This window comes from Chryseobacterium sp. BLS98 (assembly GCF_001045445.1).
Classification (GTDB): Bacteria; Bacteroidota; Bacteroidia; order Flavobacteriales; family Weeksellaceae; genus Chryseobacterium.
Genome location: NZ_LFNF01000002.1, coordinates 37,215 through 56,370 on the forward strand (window position 1 = coordinate 37,215; position 19,156 = coordinate 56,370).

At 36.4% G+C, this 19,156-nt stretch carries 19 protein-coding genes; 6 read left to right on the plus strand and 13 right to left on the minus strand.

Annotated elements, in window-relative coordinates; genetic code table 11:
- Nucleotides 1–365 precede the first annotated feature (365 nt).
- The gene (locus ACM40_RS05105; RefSeq protein WP_048501775.1) at nt 366–1,082 is read left to right on the plus strand and encodes an AAA family ATPase; all 717 of its coding nucleotides are present in this window, start codon (nt 366–368) and stop codon (nt 1,080–1,082) included.
- Nucleotides 1,083–1,221: 139 nt separating this feature from the next.
- A complete protein-coding gene (locus tag ACM40_RS05110) occupies nt 1,222–1,629 on the plus strand; it encodes a DUF4440 domain-containing protein (protein ID WP_131705330.1) in 408 nt (135 codons plus the stop codon).
- Between the two features lie 268 nt (nt 1,630–1,897).
- On the opposite strand, the gene ACM40_RS05115 is transcribed toward ACM40_RS05110, so the two are convergent.
- Entirely contained in the window at nt 1,898–2,248 is a 351-nt protein-coding gene (locus ACM40_RS05115) for a winged helix-turn-helix transcriptional regulator (RefSeq protein WP_048501776.1), read from the minus strand.
- A gap of 125 nt (nt 2,249–2,373) precedes the next feature.
- On the opposite strand from ACM40_RS05115, the gene ACM40_RS05120 reads away from it, so the two are divergent.
- Together ACM40_RS05120 and ACM40_RS05125 are read left to right on the plus strand one after the other, a co-directional pair.
- Nucleotides 2,374–3,168, plus strand: a complete 795-nt coding sequence (locus ACM40_RS05120) for an SDR family oxidoreductase (protein ID WP_048501777.1) — start codon at nt 2,374–2,376, stop codon at nt 3,166–3,168.
- Between the two features lie 68 nt (nt 3,169–3,236).
- A complete protein-coding gene (locus ACM40_RS05125; RefSeq protein ID WP_048501778.1) occupies nt 3,237–3,554 on the plus strand; it encodes a hypothetical protein in 318 nt (105 codons plus the stop codon).
- A gap of 411 nt (nt 3,555–3,965) precedes the next feature.
- On the opposite strand, the gene gcvP is transcribed toward ACM40_RS05125, so the two are convergent.
- From gcvP to ACM40_RS05150, 5 genes are all read right to left on the minus strand, one after another.
- Nucleotides 3,966–6,824 carry an aminomethyl-transferring glycine dehydrogenase gene (gene gcvP, locus ACM40_RS05130; protein WP_048501779.1) on the minus strand — a complete coding sequence of 953 codons (2,859 nt, stop codon included), beginning with the start codon at nt 6,822–6,824 and terminating at the stop codon, nt 3,966–3,968.
- Nucleotides 6,825–7,415: 591 nt separating this feature from the next.
- Entirely contained in the window at nt 7,416–8,063 is a 648-nt protein-coding gene (locus tag ACM40_RS05135) for a J domain-containing protein (protein ID WP_048501780.1), read from the minus strand.
- 341 nt (nt 8,064–8,404) lie between these two features.
- A complete protein-coding gene (locus ACM40_RS05140) occupies nt 8,405–8,668 on the minus strand; it encodes a hypothetical protein (protein WP_048501781.1) in 264 nt (87 codons plus the stop codon).
- Between the two features lie 92 nt (nt 8,669–8,760).
- Nucleotides 8,761–9,105: a hypothetical protein gene (locus ACM40_RS05145; protein WP_048501782.1), complete on the minus strand. Its 345-nt coding sequence runs from the start codon at nt 9,103–9,105 to the stop codon at nt 8,761–8,763.
- Between the two features lie 13 nt (nt 9,106–9,118).
- Nucleotides 9,119–9,697, minus strand: a complete 579-nt coding sequence (locus ACM40_RS05150; protein ID WP_040994467.1) for an RNA polymerase sigma factor — start codon at nt 9,695–9,697, stop codon at nt 9,119–9,121.
- A 316-nt stretch (nt 9,698–10,013) separates the two neighbouring features.
- On the opposite strand from ACM40_RS05150, the gene ACM40_RS05155 reads away from it, so the two are divergent.
- Both ACM40_RS05155 and ACM40_RS05160 read left to right on the plus strand, forming a co-directional pair.
- A complete protein-coding gene (locus tag ACM40_RS05155) occupies nt 10,014–11,348 on the plus strand; it encodes a sensor histidine kinase (protein ID WP_048501783.1) in 1,335 nt (444 codons plus the stop codon).
- Nucleotides 11,341–12,024, plus strand: a complete 684-nt coding sequence (locus ACM40_RS05160) for a response regulator transcription factor (RefSeq protein WP_165579278.1) — start codon at nt 11,341–11,343, stop codon at nt 12,022–12,024. The genes ACM40_RS05155 and ACM40_RS05160 overlap by 8 nt, the downstream gene beginning before the upstream one ends.
- Before the next feature lie 187 nt (nt 12,025–12,211).
- Here the strand turns inward: ACM40_RS05160 and ACM40_RS05165 are convergent, their stop codons facing one another.
- The 7 genes from ACM40_RS05165 to ACM40_RS05195 all read right to left on the minus strand — a co-directional run bounded on the left by ACM40_RS05165 (nt 12,212) and on the right by ACM40_RS05195 (nt 19,106).
- A complete protein-coding gene (locus ACM40_RS05165) occupies nt 12,212–13,450 on the minus strand; it encodes a retropepsin-like aspartic protease (RefSeq protein ID WP_048501785.1) in 1,239 nt (412 codons plus the stop codon).
- A 148-nt stretch (nt 13,451–13,598) separates the two neighbouring features.
- The gene (locus ACM40_RS05170) at nt 13,599–15,602 is read right to left on the minus strand and encodes an alpha/beta hydrolase family protein (protein WP_048501786.1); all 2,004 of its coding nucleotides are present in this window, start codon (nt 15,600–15,602) and stop codon (nt 13,599–13,601) included.
- A 132-nt stretch (nt 15,603–15,734) separates the two neighbouring features.
- Complete coding sequence (locus ACM40_RS05175) at nt 15,735–16,193, minus strand: membrane protein (RefSeq protein ID WP_048501787.1); 459 nt, start codon at nt 16,191–16,193, stop codon at nt 15,735–15,737.
- A gap of 116 nt (nt 16,194–16,309) precedes the next feature.
- Nucleotides 16,310–16,753 (minus strand): SRPBCC family protein, encoded by a 444-nt coding sequence (locus ACM40_RS05180; protein ID WP_048501788.1) that lies wholly within the window; start codon nt 16,751–16,753, stop codon nt 16,310–16,312.
- A 24-nt stretch (nt 16,754–16,777) separates the two neighbouring features.
- Nucleotides 16,778–17,206: an ATPase gene (locus ACM40_RS05185; RefSeq protein ID WP_048501789.1), complete on the minus strand. Its 429-nt coding sequence runs from the start codon at nt 17,204–17,206 to the stop codon at nt 16,778–16,780.
- 105 nt (nt 17,207–17,311) lie between these two features.
- Nucleotides 17,312–18,145, minus strand: coding sequence for an SDR family oxidoreductase (locus ACM40_RS05190; RefSeq protein ID WP_048501790.1), 834 nt, complete (start codon nt 18,143–18,145; stop codon nt 17,312–17,314).
- A gap of 106 nt (nt 18,146–18,251) precedes the next feature.
- Nucleotides 18,252–19,106 (minus strand): VOC family protein, encoded by an 855-nt coding sequence (locus tag ACM40_RS05195; RefSeq protein ID WP_048501791.1) that lies wholly within the window; start codon nt 19,104–19,106, stop codon nt 18,252–18,254.
- Between the last annotated feature and the right edge of the window lie 50 nt (nt 19,107–19,156).

The window sequence follows — 19,156 nt, forward strand, 5'->3', positions numbered from 1 at the left end:
CGCTTCTTATTTTGCAACAGTAAAAAGAGAGCAAAGAAACTAAGTTCTATTTAAAGGAAAGCCTATAGAACATCTATATTAATTGTATTGTTTATGTTTTTAATCTGAAAATGTCAGATTACGCTCTTTTACTCATTGGAGTAAAAGAGCCGGAAAACATAACTTCTTAGCTGAATTTCATAGCAAATTTTATATATCCCAATAGTCAAGCCGAACAACAGTTCGGCTTTTCTTGTTAATTGCTGGCGAATTAAAGTTTTGAGCCCGTTCTTATTGAATATATTTAAACGGTTTATGGTTAATCCAAAACTTCATTCAATAAAGCCTTATCTTTGTACAGATAAGAATCACTTTTTAGTTTTAACATGAATCTGTATAATCTCATCATTCAGGATAAGGAGGAAGTAAACCTTAACGATGTATTTCTCGACAGCCATAACAGGGATCAGCTGGTACAACTTATCAAAGAGCATACTTACGTGAAGGAACTGCAGGAATATGGACTTCCGGTCAATAATAAAATCTTACTTCAGGGAAATTCCGGATGTGGAAAAACAATGACCGCCAAAGCTGTAGCCAATGCATTAGGTAAAAATATCCTGATCCTTAATCTCAGTAATATTGTTTCTTCGCGTATTGGAGAGACTTCACAAAATATCAAAATGATCTTCGACAAAGCCGCAAGGGAAAGATCTGTTCTGTTCCTGGATGAGCTGGACCAGATTGGTAAAGCAAGAGGCAGCGACGACAAGGATGTGGGCGAAATGAGAAGACTGGTGAATACCCTGATCCAGCTTATTGATTATTATCCCGAGAACGCACTTCTGATGTGTGCTACCAATCATGCAGAGATTATCGATACTGCTTTGATCAGACGTTTTCAATTAAAAATTAATTATGAAATGCCTTCCCGGGAATTCCTGGATCAATTTTATGACAGCCTATTGTCTAAATTTCCGGAAGACCTGAGGAATATTGAACGTAAATACGGAATTTCTTTTGCAGAAGCGAAAGATTATGCGTTTACGGTGGTGAAGAATGCTATAATAAAGAAACTGGAAGCAAAAATAGTTGAGAATTGATATAAATACATTAATCGCTAAATTATATACATCCGTTTTCCCAGAAACGGATTTTTTCTTTACCATTTAGTAAGTATTGAAGCAAAACCTATTTTGAATTTGAAAATTTATTAATTTTAAAATATTAGAATACATACAAATGGATGATCAATTTTTGCTCAATCAACTAACTAAATCATTTTTTAATTTGTTTTCCAATACGAATGGGAAAAAACCGGGCTTCGAAAGTATTAATGATATTTGTTTAAGTGAAACGATCATCATCAAAAAGGATAAAGGCAATGAAGAAATTTATAACCTTGACAGTTTTATTACTCCAAGAAAAAGAATTTTAACAGACGGAACGCTTACAGAATTTGAAGAATATGAAGTGGAAGAGGAAACAAAAATAGTTAATAATATTGCCCAACGCTCTTCTAAGTACCAAAAGCGTGGATACCTTAATGGTAATTATTTTGAAGGAAACGGTACTAAATTTTTTCAGTACATTAAAACTGCCAATGGCTGGAAAATAAATTCGGTTATTTGGGAAGACGAAAATATTTAGAATAAGACAAAAAGGAATATGGAGCATAAATATGGGATTTCTTTTGCTGAAGCAAAAGACCACACTTTAACCTCGATAAAATCTGCCTTAATCAATAAACTGGAAGCCGAAAAAATAATACAGCCATGAAAGAAGATACCCCTACAGAGTAAGGAAAGCATGTGAAAAGCGGACAGAAATCAATGAAGAAAATATTAATCTAACATAGATTTATCAACTTTAGTTCAAGTCCGTGGCGAATAATGTGAAAACTCACTATTCCAGTTTTTTATTTCTTCAAAATAACCTTTCGCAACCGCTCTTCGTTCTGATCTCCCCAATTCCCCAATGCAGAAATAACAGGGATCAATGTCTTTCCGAAATCTGTAAGATAATATTCTACTTTGGGCGGAAGCTGGGCATAAATAGTTTTTGAAACCAGTTCGTGTTCTTCCAGCTCTTTCAGCTGAATATTCAGCACCCGTCTTGAAGCATCGGGAATTTTGCGCTGCAGTTCACTCGGGCGCTGATAACCTTCATTAATAAACCACAGCAAACGGATCTTCCATTTTCCGTAGAGCACCTCACCGATCAGGTCAAGGCCGCAATTTAAGTTCAAAGGAATTTTTCTTTCATACATACTGTAAAATTAACCCAATGTTCTAAAATTTACAATAGGGGAAAAATTAATCCCTATGCAATTCGATTTTCCCTTATTGCCGGAAATGAAGTTACTTCTGAAATTTGTACCAAAGAATTTAACAAATGAACAGACCATTTAATTTCAACAACGAACTGAAAGACAAAACAGCCCTGGTCACAGGGGGCACCAAAGGAACAGGAAAAGCTATCGCAGAAAGATTATTGAGCGCAGGGGCCAAAGTAATTACCGTTGCAAGAAATCCACCCGAAGAGGAAAACCCGGATCTGCATTTTATTTCTGCAGATCTCAGCACCTCTCAGGGCACTCAAAAAGTGGTGGAAGAAGTTGTACAGAAATTCGGGAAACTGGATATTTTAATCAACAATCTTGGAGGCTCAGAGACCAAAGGCGGCGGCTTCGCCGTTTTGACCGATGAGGACTGGCTGCACTCGCTGCAGACCAATCTTTTATCTCCGGTACGCCTCGACAGAGGTTTTTTACCACACATGATCGAAAGGAAAACCGGTGTCATTATTCATATTGCCTCTATCCAGGCAAGATTACCATTATACGACAGTACATTGCCCTATGCCGCTGCAAAGGCCGGCTTACTGAATTACAGCAAAAGTTTATCCAACGAAGTTGCGCCAAAAGGAGTGCGGGTTTTAACCGTTTCACCAGGCTGGATCATGACCACAGCTTCTACAAGAATGATGGAACGGATCGCTGAAAGCAATAAAAGCACCGTAGAACAGGCTACACAAAGTGTAATGGATGCACTGGGAGGAATTCCTTTCGGAAGACCGGCAAAACCAGAAGAAATAGCTGAGCTTGTAGGATTCCTGGTGTCACCAAGAGCCCATTATCTCACAGGAACCGAATACATCATTGACGGAGGAACAATACCAACCATTTGATAATTGATAATTGATAATTGATAATTGATAATTGATAATTGATAATTGATAATCTAAAACAAAATAAAATGAATTTACCTAACATCATTTCAAAATTAGTAAAAGTACAAATCCAATATGACAGCCATGCCTATGCTAATTGTTTTACCGATACCGCTGTTGTATTTGACGAAGGCAAAACCCACAACGGAAAAGTAGAAATACAAAACTGGATTGATGCCGCCAACAAAGAATATAAAACCGTCATGAAACCTTTAGACTACAACGAAAGAGATAATGTTTTGTCAGCTGAGATTTCAGGCACATTTCCCGGAAGCCCGTTGATTTTGAAATACCATTTTAAATTAAGCGGAGAATTGATTGAATCATTGAAAATTACAACCTAGGACCAATAGTACAATGATCCGTATTTCCCGCATTTTATATTGACACATACCATCTCATATTTACTATTTATCACATACAGAATTATTATTCAAGCAGGCTACTTGGTATCTTTTTTGATCATAAAATATTCAAAACCAAACAAATACAACTTATGATTAAAAAATTATTCTCGAGCTGTCTGTTCATGACAGTAATATTCTTGTCTTCATGTGACAAAGATCACAGTACATCACAGGTAAACGATAGTGAAGTATCAATTAAAACAGTTTCAATGGTAACTTTTGGTACCATGGCTATAGCACTTCTTGTAGCTTACAGCTCCCGAAGAAGATAGCATGATAAAATAGATACAATTAAAAAGCACCCGTTTGATTTACAAACGGGTGCTTTATCTTTACTATAATGATTAATTACATATAAGCTTCAATCGGCTCACAAGTACAAACTAAGTTTCTGTCTCCGTAAGCTTCATCCACTCTTGAAACAGAAGCAAAGAATTTGTGGTCTCTTACCCAGTCCAGCGGATAAGCTGCCTTTTCTCTGCTGTATGGTTTATCCCATGAATCAGAGATTACCAGTTGTTCTGTGTGAGGAGCATTTTTAAGAACGTTGTTCACCTGATCTGCTTCTCCGTTAGCAATCTCATCAATTTCTTTTTTGATGGAGATTAAAGCCTCCGCAAAACGGTCAATTTCAGACTTACTTTCAGACTCTGTAGGCTCTATCATTAATGTTCCTGCTACAGGGAAAGAAACGGTTGGTGCATGGAATCCATAATCCATTAGTCTCTTCGCCACATCAGCCACTTCAATTCCTAAAGATTTGAATTGACGGAAATCCACGATACATTCGTGAGCCACTCTTCCGTTCTCGTTTGAATATAAGATCGGGAAATGTTCTGCCAATACCTCTTTCAGGTAATTCGCATTCATGATGGCATGTCCTGTTGCTTTTTTCAATCCTTCTGTTCCCAACATCTTGATATAAGAGTAAGAAATATTTAAGATCAGTCCTGAACCGTAAGGTGCTGCAGAAATACCTTCAATGGCATCCTTAGAACCGATTTTTATATTTGCATTGGAAGGAAGGAAAGGAACCAGGTGCTTAGCCACACAGATTGGGCCTACTCCAGGGCCTCCGCCACCGTGAGGAATTGCGAAAGTTTTGTGTAAATTCAGGTGACAAACGTCTGCTCCAATGTTTCCAGGACTTGTGAATCCTACCTGAGCGTTCATGTTAGCACCATCCATATATACCTGACCGCCGTGTTCGTGGATCAGGCTCGTAATTTCTTTAATATTGGCATCGAAGAATCCGTAAGTAGACGGATAAGTGATCATTACACAAGATAAGTTCTCGGAATTCTGCTCTGTTTTAGCTTTTAAATCTTCGAAATCGATTTCCCCGTTTTCAAGGTTTTTAACGACAACAATTTTCATTCCTGCCATGGCTGCAGAAGCCGGGTTGGTTCCGTGTGCAGACTGAGGGATCAGTACTACATTTCTATGGCCTTCGCCTCTTGAAATGTGATATTCTCTGATTACCATTAATCCTGCATATTCTCCCTGTGCTCCTGAATTAGGCTGTAGAGAAGTTCCTGCAAAACCTGTGATCTCAGCAAGATCTTTTTCAAGTTCTTTGATCATTTCCTGGTAACCTCCGGCCTGGTCTACCGGTACAAATGGGTGAACAGCTCCCCAATTATCCCACGAAAGTGGCAACATCTGAGTAGCAGCGTTCAGTTTCATTGTACAGGAACCAAGAGAGATCATTGAATGAGTCAATGATAAATCTTTTCTTTCCAAACGTTTGATGTAACGCATCAATTCCGTTTCAGTATGGTATTTGTTGAATACGCTTTCTGTAAGAATCTCGTCTTTTCTTAAATTCTCTTCAGGGATGCTGTATCCTTCTTTGATTTCTAACTTGAAAGTCTGCTTATCTTTAAACTGAGCGAAAGAAGCCATCAGAACATTTAATTTCTCCAGTGTAGTACTTTCATTGATTGCAATGCTTACAACACCTTCTGTGAAATAATTCAGATTGATTTTATGGTCAAGCATCATTCTTGACAATCTTCCTTTTTCATCTTCACTCATTGTGATTTTCACCGTATCGAAGATCGGTTCTTCAACCACCTGATATCCTAATGCTTTAAGACCGTTTTTCAAAGCGTTTGCCTTAAAGTGGATCTGATCAGCAATGTAGTTCAAACCTTTAGGACCGTGATAAACGGCATACATTCCTGCCATTACTGCAAGAAGTACCTGTGCAGTACAGATATTGGAAGTGGCTCTTTCTCTTTTAATGTGCTGCTCTCTGGTCTGAAGCGCCATTCTTAATGCACGTTTTCCGTACATATCCTGAGAAACCCCGATGATTCTTCCCGGAATATCTCTTTTGTAATCTTCTCTGCAGGAGAAAAATGCTGCGTGAGGACCTCCGTAGCCCAATGGAATACCGAATCTCTGTGTAGTTCCAACTGCACAGTCAGCCCCCATGGAAGCCGGTGATTTTAGTTTAACCAAAGCCATCGGATCACAGGCAACAACTACCTGCAGGTCTAATTTTTTATATTCTACAATATCTTCTGTGTAATCCAGAACGATTCCGTTTTTACCCGGATACTGTAATAAAACACCGTAATAAGTTTCGTCAAACTGGTGAGTTTTGTGATCTCCCTCCACGATTTCGATAGCTAAACCTTCTGCTTTGGTTTTTAAAACAGAAACGGTTTGAGGTAAAACAAGATCGGAAACAAAGAATTTGTTTGCATTCGCTTTCTTCTGCTCTTTCGTTCTGTTGTTAAAGAACATATGCATGGCCTCAGCCGCTGCTGTAGATTCATCAAGAAGAGAAGCATTCGCAAGCTCAAAGCCTGTAAGATCACACACTACGGTCTGGAAATTCAGAAGTGCTTCCAGTCTTCCCTGGGCAATTTCCGCCTGATAAGGAGTATACGCCGTGTACCAGCTTGGGTTTTCAAAGATATTTCTCTGAATAGCTGATGGTAAAAGGGTATTGTGATATCCAAAACCAATGTAGCTCGTATAATCAGTATTCTTCGATGCCAAATCTTTCGAATGGTTCAGCATTTCGTATTCTGAAAGCGGTGCCGAGATCTCAAGATCTTTCTCTAAACGGATAGAAGAAGGAATGGTCTGAGAAATTAGTTCTTCAATACTTGAAACGCCCAATTTTTCCAACATCGCCTGTTTATCGGCTTCATTAAGGGAAATGTGACGGCTCACAAACTGTTCTGTATTCATTTTTATTTATTAGATTTTGTTCGTAAAAAAGATTCGTAAAATTACAATTTTTTAAACGATTGTACAAGAGTCCGAAATTGCCGAAACGATAGGGAAAATTGCAGATCCGTTTAATAAGAAACGAAATAAAAGCTATTTATTACATAAAATTTAAAAGCTTAACTTTTTTAGTCTTACGATAAGGATTTGTTAAATTACAATGTCAAAAAACAGATTGGTAAAATTTATTCACCAAAATCTGTTAATTGTATTCAGTCTAAATTTTAGTTTTGCGCTTAGGCTGATTATTGTTTTCAGGTAAAATTTAGAGGCAAAAAAAACTGTGCTCCCATCCTAAAATCAGTTATGAATACCTTATGAACCCACTGATAAACAGGGATGATAAGATTTATGAAATTTTATTAATTATATTTATTCTAAATTAATATATTTGCAACATGAATATGATTATCCCATTTAAAGTACCGCCTTTAACTCCAGCTTACGCCTTCAATAATGAAGACATGTTCTGCGAAAAAAAATCCTGCTGTAAGAAATTCAAGAAAGGGAAAAGATGCAAAAAATGTCCGGGAAGAAAAAAGATGGCTTAAACTAGCCGGAATTCCTGAATAAAAAATACAGTGCCAGGGCCAAAATAATAATCCCCCAGATCAGCATCATGATTTTTGGCTGACCAGACTTATTGATACGTGTTCTCGGCTGAGGCTTAAACATTTCCTCCACACTGTTTTTAAACTGAGCACCATTGTTCTCAAAGACTTCGGTAATAGTAATTCCCTGCACAGCGGTTTTATGAAGCAAAGAATTCGTTGCATGAAGCAATAGCTGGAATTTTCCGTCCTTAAATTCCGTAATCTTAAAGATCCTTTCACCAAAAGGTTTTTCCAGACCGAAAGGAAGTATTTTCACCACATCCGCATTGTTCGTCTGCCAGTTGATTATGATCTCCTCCCCTTTTTTTGCATGGATTTTATTCGCCGTAAACGTTTTAATAGAAGGCGGAATATTATACCTGAAACTTTTCTGATGACTCTCTAAATTCTGATCATAAGTACGTCTCTTTCCCGAATCACTCAGTATTTCATAAGCTTCCTGAATTTCACGGAAACGTCCTGCAAAGAAATCGTCATTATCATTCTTGTCAGGATGATATTTTAAAGACAGCTTTCTATAGGCTTTTTTGATGTCTTCTTCTGAAGCATCCGGAGAAATCCCGAGAAAATAGTAGTAGTCTTTCATTAAACCTTACAAAAATAAGGATTTATTTTTTTTATCATTATTCTGCGGGATAAAATATGGCCTTATTTTGAGGATAAATTCTGCTTCTCAGTATTTCAGCTATAGCATCGGTGGCTTCGAGAACCTCAGCCACCTAAAATCTACAACCAATCGTTTAAATTTATGATACATTGTTCCTATTTCGTAAGGTTGTAATGCTGATGGCTAGGCTCTCGAAGCCACCATTATTTGAGATTGCTTCGCTTAGCTCGCAATGACAGTAGTCTGTACAAAAAAATTCCGGCGCGGGAAGCTCTGCTTCCCGCGCCGGAATTAACAATTTCAATTTAGTTTTTTACTGCTTATGCTTCTGCAGTATTGCTATGATTCTTTCTGCAGAATCCTGAAGCAAATTCTTTTTTGAATTTTCCTTTCAGTTCCTGATACTGCTCATCATTCATTTCTCTGATCTTATCCGCAAGACCGAAAGGTGATTTTTCTTTAATTCCGTATTCGTTAAAAATACCTTTCATAAATCTTTTTCTCTGTGCTATTTTTTTAGCAGCCAATGCTACTCCTACAACAGCTAATGCTCCAAGAGCTCCTTTTAATGCTGAATTTTTCATTTTTTCAAAATTTTAAATTTTACTACTTCTTGTTTTTTTATAGAGACGAATGAATTTTAAATTTACTTTACTACTTCTTAGAAATTTTCAAATTATTCGTTGGTTCTATTGTTCCTGTTAAAGAATCCGCCTGCACATTTTTCTCTCCAGACTTCTTTAAACTTTTCTCTTTCTTCGGGAGACAGATGCTGCATTTTTTCTCTCATCTTTCTTTCCTTAAAATCTCTCATCCCTTTTCCAAAATGGAAACCTCCGAAAAGAATTTTACTTAAAATCAATATTCCCATTGCCTGCCAGTAGGTTATTGATTTCACTCCCAAAATATCGGGAAGCAGACAATTCCAAAGAGACATGACAATCCATGTAACTCCCAGTAAAATCAACGGTGGACATAGAAATAAAAAAATCCAGCCTTTTTTGTGTTTATTATGATTCATAACTTTCTTTTTACTAACTATTTAAATCTTCGTATAATTTTCTCAACCTGTTTCTCAAATGCTTCACAGCATAATTTTTTCTACTGATAATGGTTTTTATATTTTCTCCCTGTTCATCAGCAATCTGCTGGAGGGTTTTATCGTTCAGTTCATTTTCAACATAAACCAGTCTCTGCTTTTCGGGAAGTTCGTCCAGGGCCTCAAAAAGCTTCTTCCATATTTCATCCTGAAACATTTTCACTTCGGGCCCGGCACTCTCGTCCAGCAATAAAATATCTTTGATAGAGAAACTTCCGTCTTCATCTTCATAAACGAAATCTTCAAGATTTTCAGTTTTCTTTTTGCGGTAACGGTCGGTAATTTTATTTGCAGTTACCCTATACAGCCAGCCGCCTACATTCACAATCTCAGAAAGATTGGTCAGACTGCTGAACTGAAACCACACTTCCTGCAGAATATCTTCCGCATCTTCTGTGTTTTTCACTTTCGGACGAATATAAGACATCAGCTTTCCTCCGTACTTTGAAACGGTTTGTGAGATGATACTTGCTTTCTCCTCTTGTGGCATTGTTATTTCTTCGACAACCTCCATATTGCTATGACGAACTGTCTTTTGGTTTTACTTTAATAAATTTAAAATATTTTTCTTACAATTCAATTTTTCTTTATCCATCAACATTTTTACCTTATACAATTAGTACAATTGTATAAGAAATAAAATCTTTGTGTTTTTCCAAACCCCTCTATAACTTCTAACGAAATTGCTTCGCTTTGTTCAAAATGATTTTACTGAAAATTCTCCAAAAGCATTATAATATAGGTTATCAGAATGTTATATAGTGTTAAATAGTGTTATCAAGTCATTTTTTTATTCTATAATATGTTAATTTCGATTACTATATAATCTTATGAAAAAATTGTTCACCAATTTTGGAAAGCTGTTGTTCATTATAACCATTATTGTTGTATTGGCTTTTCAGGGATATTGGATCTGGATCAATTTTCAAAATAAAAGAGAAGAAATTCTAAGCAAGACCAAATCTGAAGCGACTCAGATATTGCTTCAAAATATGCTGAATCAATATGATATAAATGATAAATTAATTAAACAGAAAAATCCCAATGTAAAAGTACATGTAAAATTTGAAGTTTATCTTTCTCAATCAGACTCAAAAAAGATCGTCAACAAACAATTAAAACCGCAGAAAGGAATACTTTATGATGAAAAAAAAATAAGCCGCCTTTTGTATGAGTCATTACTATATAATCTTAAGAAGTCTCTGAAAAGAGAGGTTCAAATACACCTATATGCCGAGAATAAGACAGTAAAAAAAACATATCCTGCTAATCAGAAAATTACAAACCAAAACACAACTGAGCATATCAACTCATTATTGCAAGATAATACGACCTATCGTATCCATATTGTAAATATGACAGAGATTATCATTTATGAAATAAAAGAGATTATTATTTTTTCCATATTCTACATTCTCCTCTTTCTTGTTACTATTTTGCTTCTTTTCAGAAACCTTAATTTAAGTCATAAATTATTAAAAAATAAGGAAGTTTTCACCCGTAATATGACCCATGAATTGAAAATTCCGATTTCTACCATAACGATTGCAGCCGAAGGACTTGAACATTATGATGTTGCTGAAGAACCAGAAAGTGTAAGAAAATATGCCAATACCATCCAGAGAGCAACAGTTCAGCTTTCTTCGCTGGTAGATACCATTCTTCAGTATACAAGAGCTGATAATAACAATGAAGAATTAATTTTAGAACGCATAAATTTAGTATTTTTATTACAGGAAGTGGAGAGCGATCTATCCGGTATTATTTTAAAAAAACATGCTGAAATTACTTTTAAAGATATAGACAGCAATATGACTGTGAAAGGAAATTTCAACCAGCTGAAACAAATATTTTCAAACTTAATTGACAATTCGCTGAAATATTCTGAGAAAGCTCCCCATATTATTATTACTGCTGAAAGACATAATCATATTATACTCATCAGAATAAAAGATAATGGCATCGGCATTCCTGAAAAATATATGGAAGAAGTTTTCACCCCATATTTCAGAATTGTTAATGATGATACCCATGATGTGAAAGGCTTTGGTTTAGGATTAAGTTTTGTAAAAAAATCCCTGAAAAATCAGCATGGCAGTATTAAAGTACTCAGCCAGAAAACAAAAGGTACCGTTATGGAAATTAGAATACCAGCTTATGAATAAACCTCAGATATTATACTTAGAAGACGATACAGATTTAGGCGAAATCACTGCCGATTTACTTTCAAGAAAAGGATTTTCCGTAAAATGGTTAAACAACGGAACCGAAGGGCTCGAGGCGATGAACAATCAGGAATTTGATCTTATTGTTGCTGATATTATGATGCCTAAACTTGACGGATATACCTTCCTTAAACAGATAAGAGAAAGGGGCAATTCCATTCCTTTTATTCTTCTTTCTGCCCGTGTTCTTACAGAAGATGTTCTGCATGGATTCTCCATTGGAGCAGATGATTATATCCGTAAACCTTTTAATCTTGAAGAACTTATAGCGAGAATCAACAGATTGTTGAAGGTACCTGCCGCTATTCAAAATGAGAAAAAAATAATTGCTATTGGAAATTACCAGTATAATCATGCCAGTTATAAATTGATTCACAACGAGTGTTCTGTATCACTTTCTCCAAGGTCAGGAGAGATTCTTTACCGTTTAGCTACCCATAAAGATCATTTTCTTCCCAGAAAAGAAACGTTACTGGAATTATGGGGAGATGATAATTTTTTCACTGGAAGAAGCCTTGATGTTTTTATATCAAAGCTTCGAAGAAATCTTTCAGGGGATCCCCGAATAAGTATTATAAATATCAGAGCTATTGGCTATCGTTTAATAATAGAGTAAAAAAGCTGCTCCGGTTTGCCAGTTGCAGCTTTAAAAATACAAATCTCTTTAGTTTTGAAAGCTTGTGTTATGATATACAGCTTTAGATTCAGAGTATTTTAGAAAAATTTCTGATAACGGCTAAAAAAAAGTAATAAAATAATTGGTATGTTATCAAATTAACCATCACTATTGCTTATAACATATTTCAGGTTCCACTATATATTCTAATCTCTTTAGAAATAAAATCTACTGTCGTTACATGCTGCCTCAAAAATTCATATCCCAGCAATCCATCAATATCAGCCTTATATCCGTCGTTAATCTGATCCAAAGTATTATTCTCGAAGGCAAAAGACATGTCTTTATATTCAAGATCACCTATTTTCAATGTCTTAATCTTTCCCTGCCTTGCATTCACCCCATTTGCAGCTCCTAAAATTAAAGCCTTATTATCATTTTTTATGAAGTTCTTTATTTCTTCGGTATATTTTTCGTAAAGAAGATTTGCAGAAGCTCCTGTATCAAGACCCATTTTATATGTTTTTCCATTTATATCTATACGAAACACCGGCAGATGATGCTCCATTTCAAATGGAATAGTTGCCAGTAGCTTTCCATACTCCTCAGCCTCCTTATTTAACGTTGCAGTAATGATTCTTTTTTTATAATCAAATGTCAGCTTGTAATCTTTAAATACGTCATAACCTATAAGTCCTGTAAATGGATATTTTCCTACATGAGACAAAGGCATAGTCAAAACTTTGGCATCCTTAATTTCAATTCCGTTCCAGTTAAATACATTAATATGAACCTCATTAATATTTTTTATAGCACCTCCCACACCTTTTGCAGCAATACTTTTTTTAGAACTCGCTTCAGGCATATTTTTTACAATTTTTAAGTCTGAGTTTAAAATTAGTGAAGGTGCACCACTATCAAGAATAAATTTTTCTTCTTTTCCGTTAAGTAAAACGTTCACATAGATAATCCCATTATGTATCTGAAAAGGGATTTCAACCCTATCAGGTCGGGAGGTTAATTGGGAAAACTGCTTTTTCATTACCGAAGCTCCTTCCAATACATCAAAATCAATAATTTTTCCCTGATTATTAAATAAAAAACTTTTTTCCATCGCCCCATTAATGGTACTGTAAAAAACTTTAATACGTAGCCCGTCTTTTTCCTCTACTTTCCCTATCACAGAATATGAAAAAGGAGTTGGCAATTGGGCCATTATTTGAGGAATAATCCTATCATTCATTCCTTTTGGAAAATCGGCAATTTTGGTATTAGGATCAAGAAGAGGTTTTAACAAATCATAATTCCGTTCTTTAAAAGCATTAAAAAGAGTCTCTAAAGCCGGTTTATAATCCGCTTCAGACTGTGCTTGAAGAGAAGCCGAAAAAATAATAAAAAGAATAAATGTAAATATTCTATTTTTCATAAATAATTTTTTTTATACTACAAACTTCCGGGATAAATAATTATCAATGAGTTATCACACCGTTATATAATGTTAAATAGTGTTATCCCTACTCTCCAAACAAAAAACGGAAGACTTTCGCCTTCCGTTTTTGTATTATAATTATTTTTTACTTATTGAAGTTCTCTGCGAAGAAGCCCAACATATATTTGTATAGCTCCAACCTGTTCGGTTCTTTTCCGAATCCGTGTCCTTCATCATATTTTACCAGATAGGGAACTTCAAACCCTTTTGCACGCATTGCTTTTACAATCTGGTCGGATTCATTGATGTTAACCCTTGGGTCATTGGCTCCCTGTACTACAAATAAAGGTTTCCTGATTTTATCAATCTGGAAGACAGGGGAAACTTCTTTGGCTATTTTTGCTTCTTCCGGGTTATCTAAGTCGTACCAGATCTGCTTTACCATTTCTTTGTAAGGCTTCCAGTATTCCGGGAAGGAATCGAAGAAAGTAAAAATATTGGATACGCCTACATAATCCACACCACAAGCATAGAGATCAGGAGTCTTGATAAGTCCCATCAGCGTAGCATAACCACCATGGCTTCCTCCATAGATAGCGATCTTATCTTTATCTATCCAGCCTTGCTCAATAGCATATTTTACTCCATCTTCCACATCGTCCATTGCTTTTCTTCCGATCTGCTTATATCCTGATTTCTGGAATTCTTTTCCGTATCCTCCTGAAATTCTGAAGTTCACCTGAAGGGTTGCATATCCTCTGCTTGCGAAGAGCTGGGTTTCAGGATTGAATCCCCATTGATCCCGGATTCCCTGCGGACCTCCGTGTGGATTAACAATCAGAGGTACTTTTTTACCTTCAAGAGCGGCTTTGGGAAGGGTTATATAGCCATGAATCGTGAGTCCGTCCCTGCTTTTGAATTCAATAGGTCTCATTTCCGCCATATCTTCTTCTTTCAGCTGAGGCATCAGGTTGTAAAGAAGGCTTATTTTTTTATTTTTTGTATCATATTCGTAGTAAGCGCCATAGAGCTTATCGCTGCCTACATAAACCAGTAGTTTTTCGTTATTATCATCGGAAGAAACGATGGAAAACTGTTTATCTTTAAATTCGGCTTTCAGCTGATCATCAATTTCTTTATAAAATTTACTTACCGGAACCGTTTCGTTTTTAATACCGTCATAGCTGATATAATCCAGTTCGTAATTCCTGTTTTTACCGGCAACGCTTATAGAGTTTACATCAAAGACCGGATTGGAATACACTTCTCTGATTAATGCATTTTTTTTCAGATCATAGAGTACAATCCTGGATTTATCGCTGTCCAGATTGGTTACCACATAAGCTTCATCCTTGTTTTTAGAATGATCATTAAGCCCTATGATGTAAAAGGTGTCTTTCCAGTCTGTGGATTTCAGGAGGTTAAATTTCCCTGTCTGCAGGTCTTTATAGTAAGTTTTTGTCGTTAATCCGTTTTCAAGAACTGTATATCCTCTGAGGTTTCCGTCCTTATCAAACATGTAATCATCAATAGGACTGTTCACATCTTTATTTTCATACAGCTGGGTCATTTCACCTGTATTGAAATTGATTTTATAAGGCTCAAATATCTGCTTGTTGTTTTTATTCATAGTCACCACAACAAAATCCGTATCTTTTATAAGCTTTACGGTCCCTAATGTAATTCCGTCAAAAGGAGTAAGGTCTTTGAGGTTTTTTCCGTCAATATCAGCTGCATAAAGATGGATATTTTCATTTCCTCCTTTATCCTGGGTAAAGAAAAGACGTTTGTTGCCAAGCCAACCATAACTTTTGATAAGATCATCTTTTTCAACAATAGCTTTGGATACCTTACCTGTTTTGAGCTCTTTTACATAGACATGATTCTTCTTGTCCTTATCTTTTTCCTTATAGGACAGATACTGTCCGTCCGGGGAGATTTTAAACTGTGAAGCGTTAGGTCTTGCAAAATAGTCTTCTACTTTATATTTAAAGTTTCCTTTGTCATAAGAGACCAATTTTTCAAGGTTCGCTTTGGTAGATGGAAGCGTAGGATCGCCCGGCAGCTTGGCCGTTGAAGTCTGTGCATTAATCATAATTGCTGACAGTACGATCTGAGCCGTACCAAAAATTTTAGTGTTAAAGTTCATAATTCATATTTTGGATGGTTAATTTTCTCTGTCACAGATTTTAAAACAATTAAAACCTTATATAATAGGACAGCTCTCCCGCCAAAATGTTACATAAATTACAAAAGTTCGTATACATAATTTAAAAAAAACCTAATTCATATAGATTCCGAAGTACCAGGTCCAGGCTATTAAAATAAGCTGCATGGGAACTCTTTCCCTGTAAAGATAATTCATACCAGGCCCCGTATAATCTGCTTTGAAAATATTGATATTTTTCCTGGACGAATTAATGTTAGCAATAAATACCAAAACATAAAATATAATCAGCAGTATCGCTGTAGTTTCTCTTATGGACGGAATCATCAGGCCTATTCCCGCCGCAATTTCAAGAAGTCCCGTAAAGTATACCCAGAACATTTTGCCGGGAATAAAATCAGGAATCATCATCGCCATCCCTTTCTGGAATTTAAAATGGGAAAATCCTGTGAATATTATAAACACAGCCATTCCCAGATTTCCTGAAAATAAAAAATCAGGTTTTCCCTGAGCGATATAAGTTCCCACTAAAGCAAGAATAAATGTTGCGAAAAGGATCGTTAATAATTTCATGTTTTTATTTATTTACTGGATTAAATCATTTTTACAATACACCTCTTCAATATATAAAAAAACCACACAGGTTTTGAAAGTCTATGTGGTTTTTTTATTATTATTAGAATAACAATTTATTTATTTTCGGCAAGATTTTTCACTATTTCCAGTCCTTTCGTAAATCCTGTGTTCATATGTTCCTCCCAATCTTTTTCGGTCTGCACTTCTGCATGCAGCTTTGTTTTTCCGTCCAGGTCAATAAGGATATATTTTTCGAAACAACCGCTCCATTCCATTACTTCCTTGCTCCTTGTATCTTCGTTTCCTTCCTTATCTACCATTCCCAAATGTTTGAAAATAATTTGATGGGGTTCATCAAGGCTGTCAATGGTTGATACCATTCCTTCACCTTCTCCATTAAGGAAATAGGTTTTCCCTCCAACTTTCCAGTCGGATTTCATTTCAGAGCCTGGACCGAAGAACTGGGTCCATTCAGCATAAGTACCGGGATCCCAAAGAACATCCCAGACTTTCTGCAGCGATGCATTGATTTCTATTTCGTACGATAAGGTTTCCATATTTTAGATTTTGTGGTTGTTTTTTTATAATTGGTTTTCTGAAAGATTTTTTACAATTCCCAAAGCCGTCGGAAATTTTTCCTCAAAAAAATCCTTAAATTCTTCAGGGGTATTGATTTCAATTTTCAATAGGGTTCCTGTAGGGATTTCCTCTAAAATATAGGCTTCTGTAGCTTCTCCCCAATTCTGTTCATTTTCTACCCCATTATAAATCTCTCCGAGGTGCAGGAATTTCATTTCTTTATTGGCTATGTTTTTTTCAACACGGCTGTACATCCCATTATTGTTGGGATCAAAAAATTTGATGATGTTTCCTTCTTCAAAACTGCCCATGTAAAAAGAACCTTCCATAAATGCAGTAGTCCACTGCCTGTAGGTAATATCACTCCAAAGGACGTCCCACACTTTCTCAGAAGCCGCATCAATTTGAATTTCAAAAAATATTTTCTGCATTGTTTTTTTATTTAGATGTTTAGATTTCAGACGTCAGATTTCAGATAAGATTCCAAAGTTTACTTCCTGAGGTTCTGATTTTTACTTTGGTTTCTAAGTTCTTGCTTATCCGCCTACAAAGTCTCCGCCGTTAATATGAATCACTTCGCCGGTAATGTAACTGGCATCTTCAGAGGCAAGGAAAACATAGGCCGGTGCAACTTCTGAGGGTTGTCCTGCCCGCTTCAAAGGGGTATCTTTTCCGAATGTCGAAAGATCATCAAAGGTTTCTTTCACAAGAGGTGTCCATATGGGACCCGGAGCAATTCCGTTGACCAAGATTTTTTTCTCAGCAAGATTAGCCGAAAGGGAACGGATAAATGATAGAATAGCTCCTTTAGTGGCTGCATAGTCAATGAGGTGATCGCTTCCCCTGTATGCTGTAACCGATGTAGTACAAATAATCCGGCCGCCGTCACCGATCAGCGGTAAAAAGTCTCTCGTTAAAGAAATCATGGAAATGATATTGGTATTAAAAGTCTCCACGATCTGTTCATCAGAGATTTTTTCAAGGCTGTTTTTAGAGGTGTGAATTCCTGCATTATTAACCAGGACATCCAGACTATTCCAGGCATTTTTTATTTTCTCCACACATTTTGACCGGAATGCTTTCTTCGTGAGGTCACCTTTGATGAGAATGCATTGTTGCCCTTCTTTCTCAACCAGTTTTTGGGTTTCTCCGGCATCGTCATCACTTTCTTTATAAATAACTGCAACATCGGCTCCTTCTCTTGCAAAGTGAACGGCTACAGCCTGACCTATTCCACTGTCGCCACCGGAGATGACTGCTTTCTTTCCTTTGAGTTTCCGGCTTCCCAGATAATTGTTCCTGATGATTTCAGGAAGAAGACCTTCCTTAGGCACTTTTGATTTGGATTGTGACTTGTTCTGTGTTTTCATAAGCAAATCTTTTATACATCACATCAAACAGCAAGCCGAAACAGGCATAAAGAAACAAGAAAACGGAAAAACAGCGAATTAAAACAACTGCATTTTTATTTTAACTTTATGAATTATAAGCCTCTTCCAGATCTTTTATGATAATATTCTTCATTTTCATAATAGCCTGAATCACTTTGTTCACCTTGTCTTTATCAGGATCACTGATCAGTTTCATCGATTGTCTGGGAAAGATCTGCCAGCTTAGTCCGTATTTATCTTTTACCCAGCCGCAAACTTCCTCACTTCCACCTTCGCTGGAAAGGCTGTTCCAGAAATAGTCTGTTTCTTCCTGACCGTCTGTCATGACCACCATTGAAATCCCCTCATTAAAATCGAACTGGTGATCGTGGGAACTATCCATACAGAACATGCTATAGCCATCAATGGTGAAATGGGCGTGCATTATATGTTCCGGATCTTCACCGGATTCTCCTCCATCTTTATATTTTGAGATATTTCCGATCATTGAATTAGGAAAAGTTTTAGTATAAAACTTCATGGCTTCTGCCGCTTTTCCGTTATTCTGATGGATAAACATAAGGGTTGGCACCAATTTCTGGTCGCTTGATTTTTCACCTAAAAACAACTGCCAGGTTACTCCGTAACGGTCCCTGATCCAGCCATATTTCTTACTCCACGGATAGGAGCCGAGATCCATCATGGCGGTTCCTCCGTCCTTCAGCTGGTCCCAATACTTTTGTACTTCGTCTTCACTATCACAGATCACCATAAAGGACACTGAAGGATTTTTCTCCTTCTCCGGGCCATTAAGAAGCATGATCGTCTGTCCGAAAAGTTCAATATTGATAACAATCTGTGTATCTGCTGTTACTTTGCCGTTGAATATCTTACAGTAAAAATCTGCTGATTTTCCGGCGTCTCCATTAAATAAAATACATGGAAAGATATTATTGTTCATCACTTTTAGATTTTGAAGTTATTATGAAAAATAAAAGAGTAAAAGGCAAA

Excerpts from the sequence above, each read along its gene's own strand:
- ACM40_RS05105 (WP_048501775.1), top strand. The coding sequence starts at position 366 with ATGAATCTGTATAATCTCATCATTCAGGATAAGGAGGAAGTAAACCTT.
- ACM40_RS05110 (WP_131705330.1), top strand. The coding sequence starts at position 1,222 with ATGGATGATCAATTTTTGCTCAATCAACTAACTAAATCATTTTTTAAT.
- ACM40_RS05115 (WP_048501776.1), bottom strand. The coding sequence starts at position 2,248 with ATGTATGAAAGAAAAATTCCTTTGAACTTAAATTGCGGCCTTGACCTG.
- ACM40_RS05120 (WP_048501777.1), top strand. The coding sequence starts at position 2,374 with ATGAACAGACCATTTAATTTCAACAACGAACTGAAAGACAAAACAGCC.
- ACM40_RS05125 (WP_048501778.1), top strand. The coding sequence starts at position 3,237 with ATGAATTTACCTAACATCATTTCAAAATTAGTAAAAGTACAAATCCAA.
- gcvP (WP_048501779.1), bottom strand. The coding sequence starts at position 6,824 with ATGAATACAGAACAGTTTGTGAGCCGTCACATTTCCCTTAATGAAGCC.
- ACM40_RS05135 (WP_048501780.1), bottom strand. The coding sequence starts at position 8,063 with ATGAAAGACTACTACTATTTTCTCGGGATTTCTCCGGATGCTTCAGAA.
- ACM40_RS05140 (WP_048501781.1), bottom strand. The coding sequence starts at position 8,668 with ATGAAAAATTCAGCATTAAAAGGAGCTCTTGGAGCATTAGCTGTTGTA.
- ACM40_RS05145 (WP_048501782.1), bottom strand. The coding sequence starts at position 9,105 with ATGAATCATAATAAACACAAAAAAGGCTGGATTTTTTTATTTCTATGT.
- ACM40_RS05150 (WP_040994467.1), bottom strand. The coding sequence starts at position 9,697 with ATGGAGGTTGTCGAAGAAATAACAATGCCACAAGAGGAGAAAGCAAGT.
- ACM40_RS05155 (WP_048501783.1), top strand. The coding sequence starts at position 10,014 with ATGAAAAAATTGTTCACCAATTTTGGAAAGCTGTTGTTCATTATAACC.
- ACM40_RS05160 (WP_165579278.1), top strand. The coding sequence starts at position 11,341 with ATGAATAAACCTCAGATATTATACTTAGAAGACGATACAGATTTAGGC.
- ACM40_RS05165 (WP_048501785.1), bottom strand. The coding sequence starts at position 13,450 with ATGAAAAATAGAATATTTACATTTATTCTTTTTATTATTTTTTCGGCT.
- ACM40_RS05170 (WP_048501786.1), bottom strand. The coding sequence starts at position 15,602 with ATGAACTTTAACACTAAAATTTTTGGTACGGCTCAGATCGTACTGTCA.
- ACM40_RS05175 (WP_048501787.1), bottom strand. The coding sequence starts at position 16,193 with ATGAAATTATTAACGATCCTTTTCGCAACATTTATTCTTGCTTTAGTG.
- ACM40_RS05180 (WP_048501788.1), bottom strand. The coding sequence starts at position 16,753 with ATGGAAACCTTATCGTACGAAATAGAAATCAATGCATCGCTGCAGAAA.
- ACM40_RS05185 (WP_048501789.1), bottom strand. The coding sequence starts at position 17,206 with ATGCAGAAAATATTTTTTGAAATTCAAATTGATGCGGCTTCTGAGAAA.
- ACM40_RS05190 (WP_048501790.1), bottom strand. The coding sequence starts at position 18,145 with ATGAAAACACAGAACAAGTCACAATCCAAATCAAAAGTGCCTAAGGAA.
- ACM40_RS05195 (WP_048501791.1), bottom strand. The coding sequence starts at position 19,106 with ATGAACAATAATATCTTTCCATGTATTTTATTTAATGGAGACGCCGGA.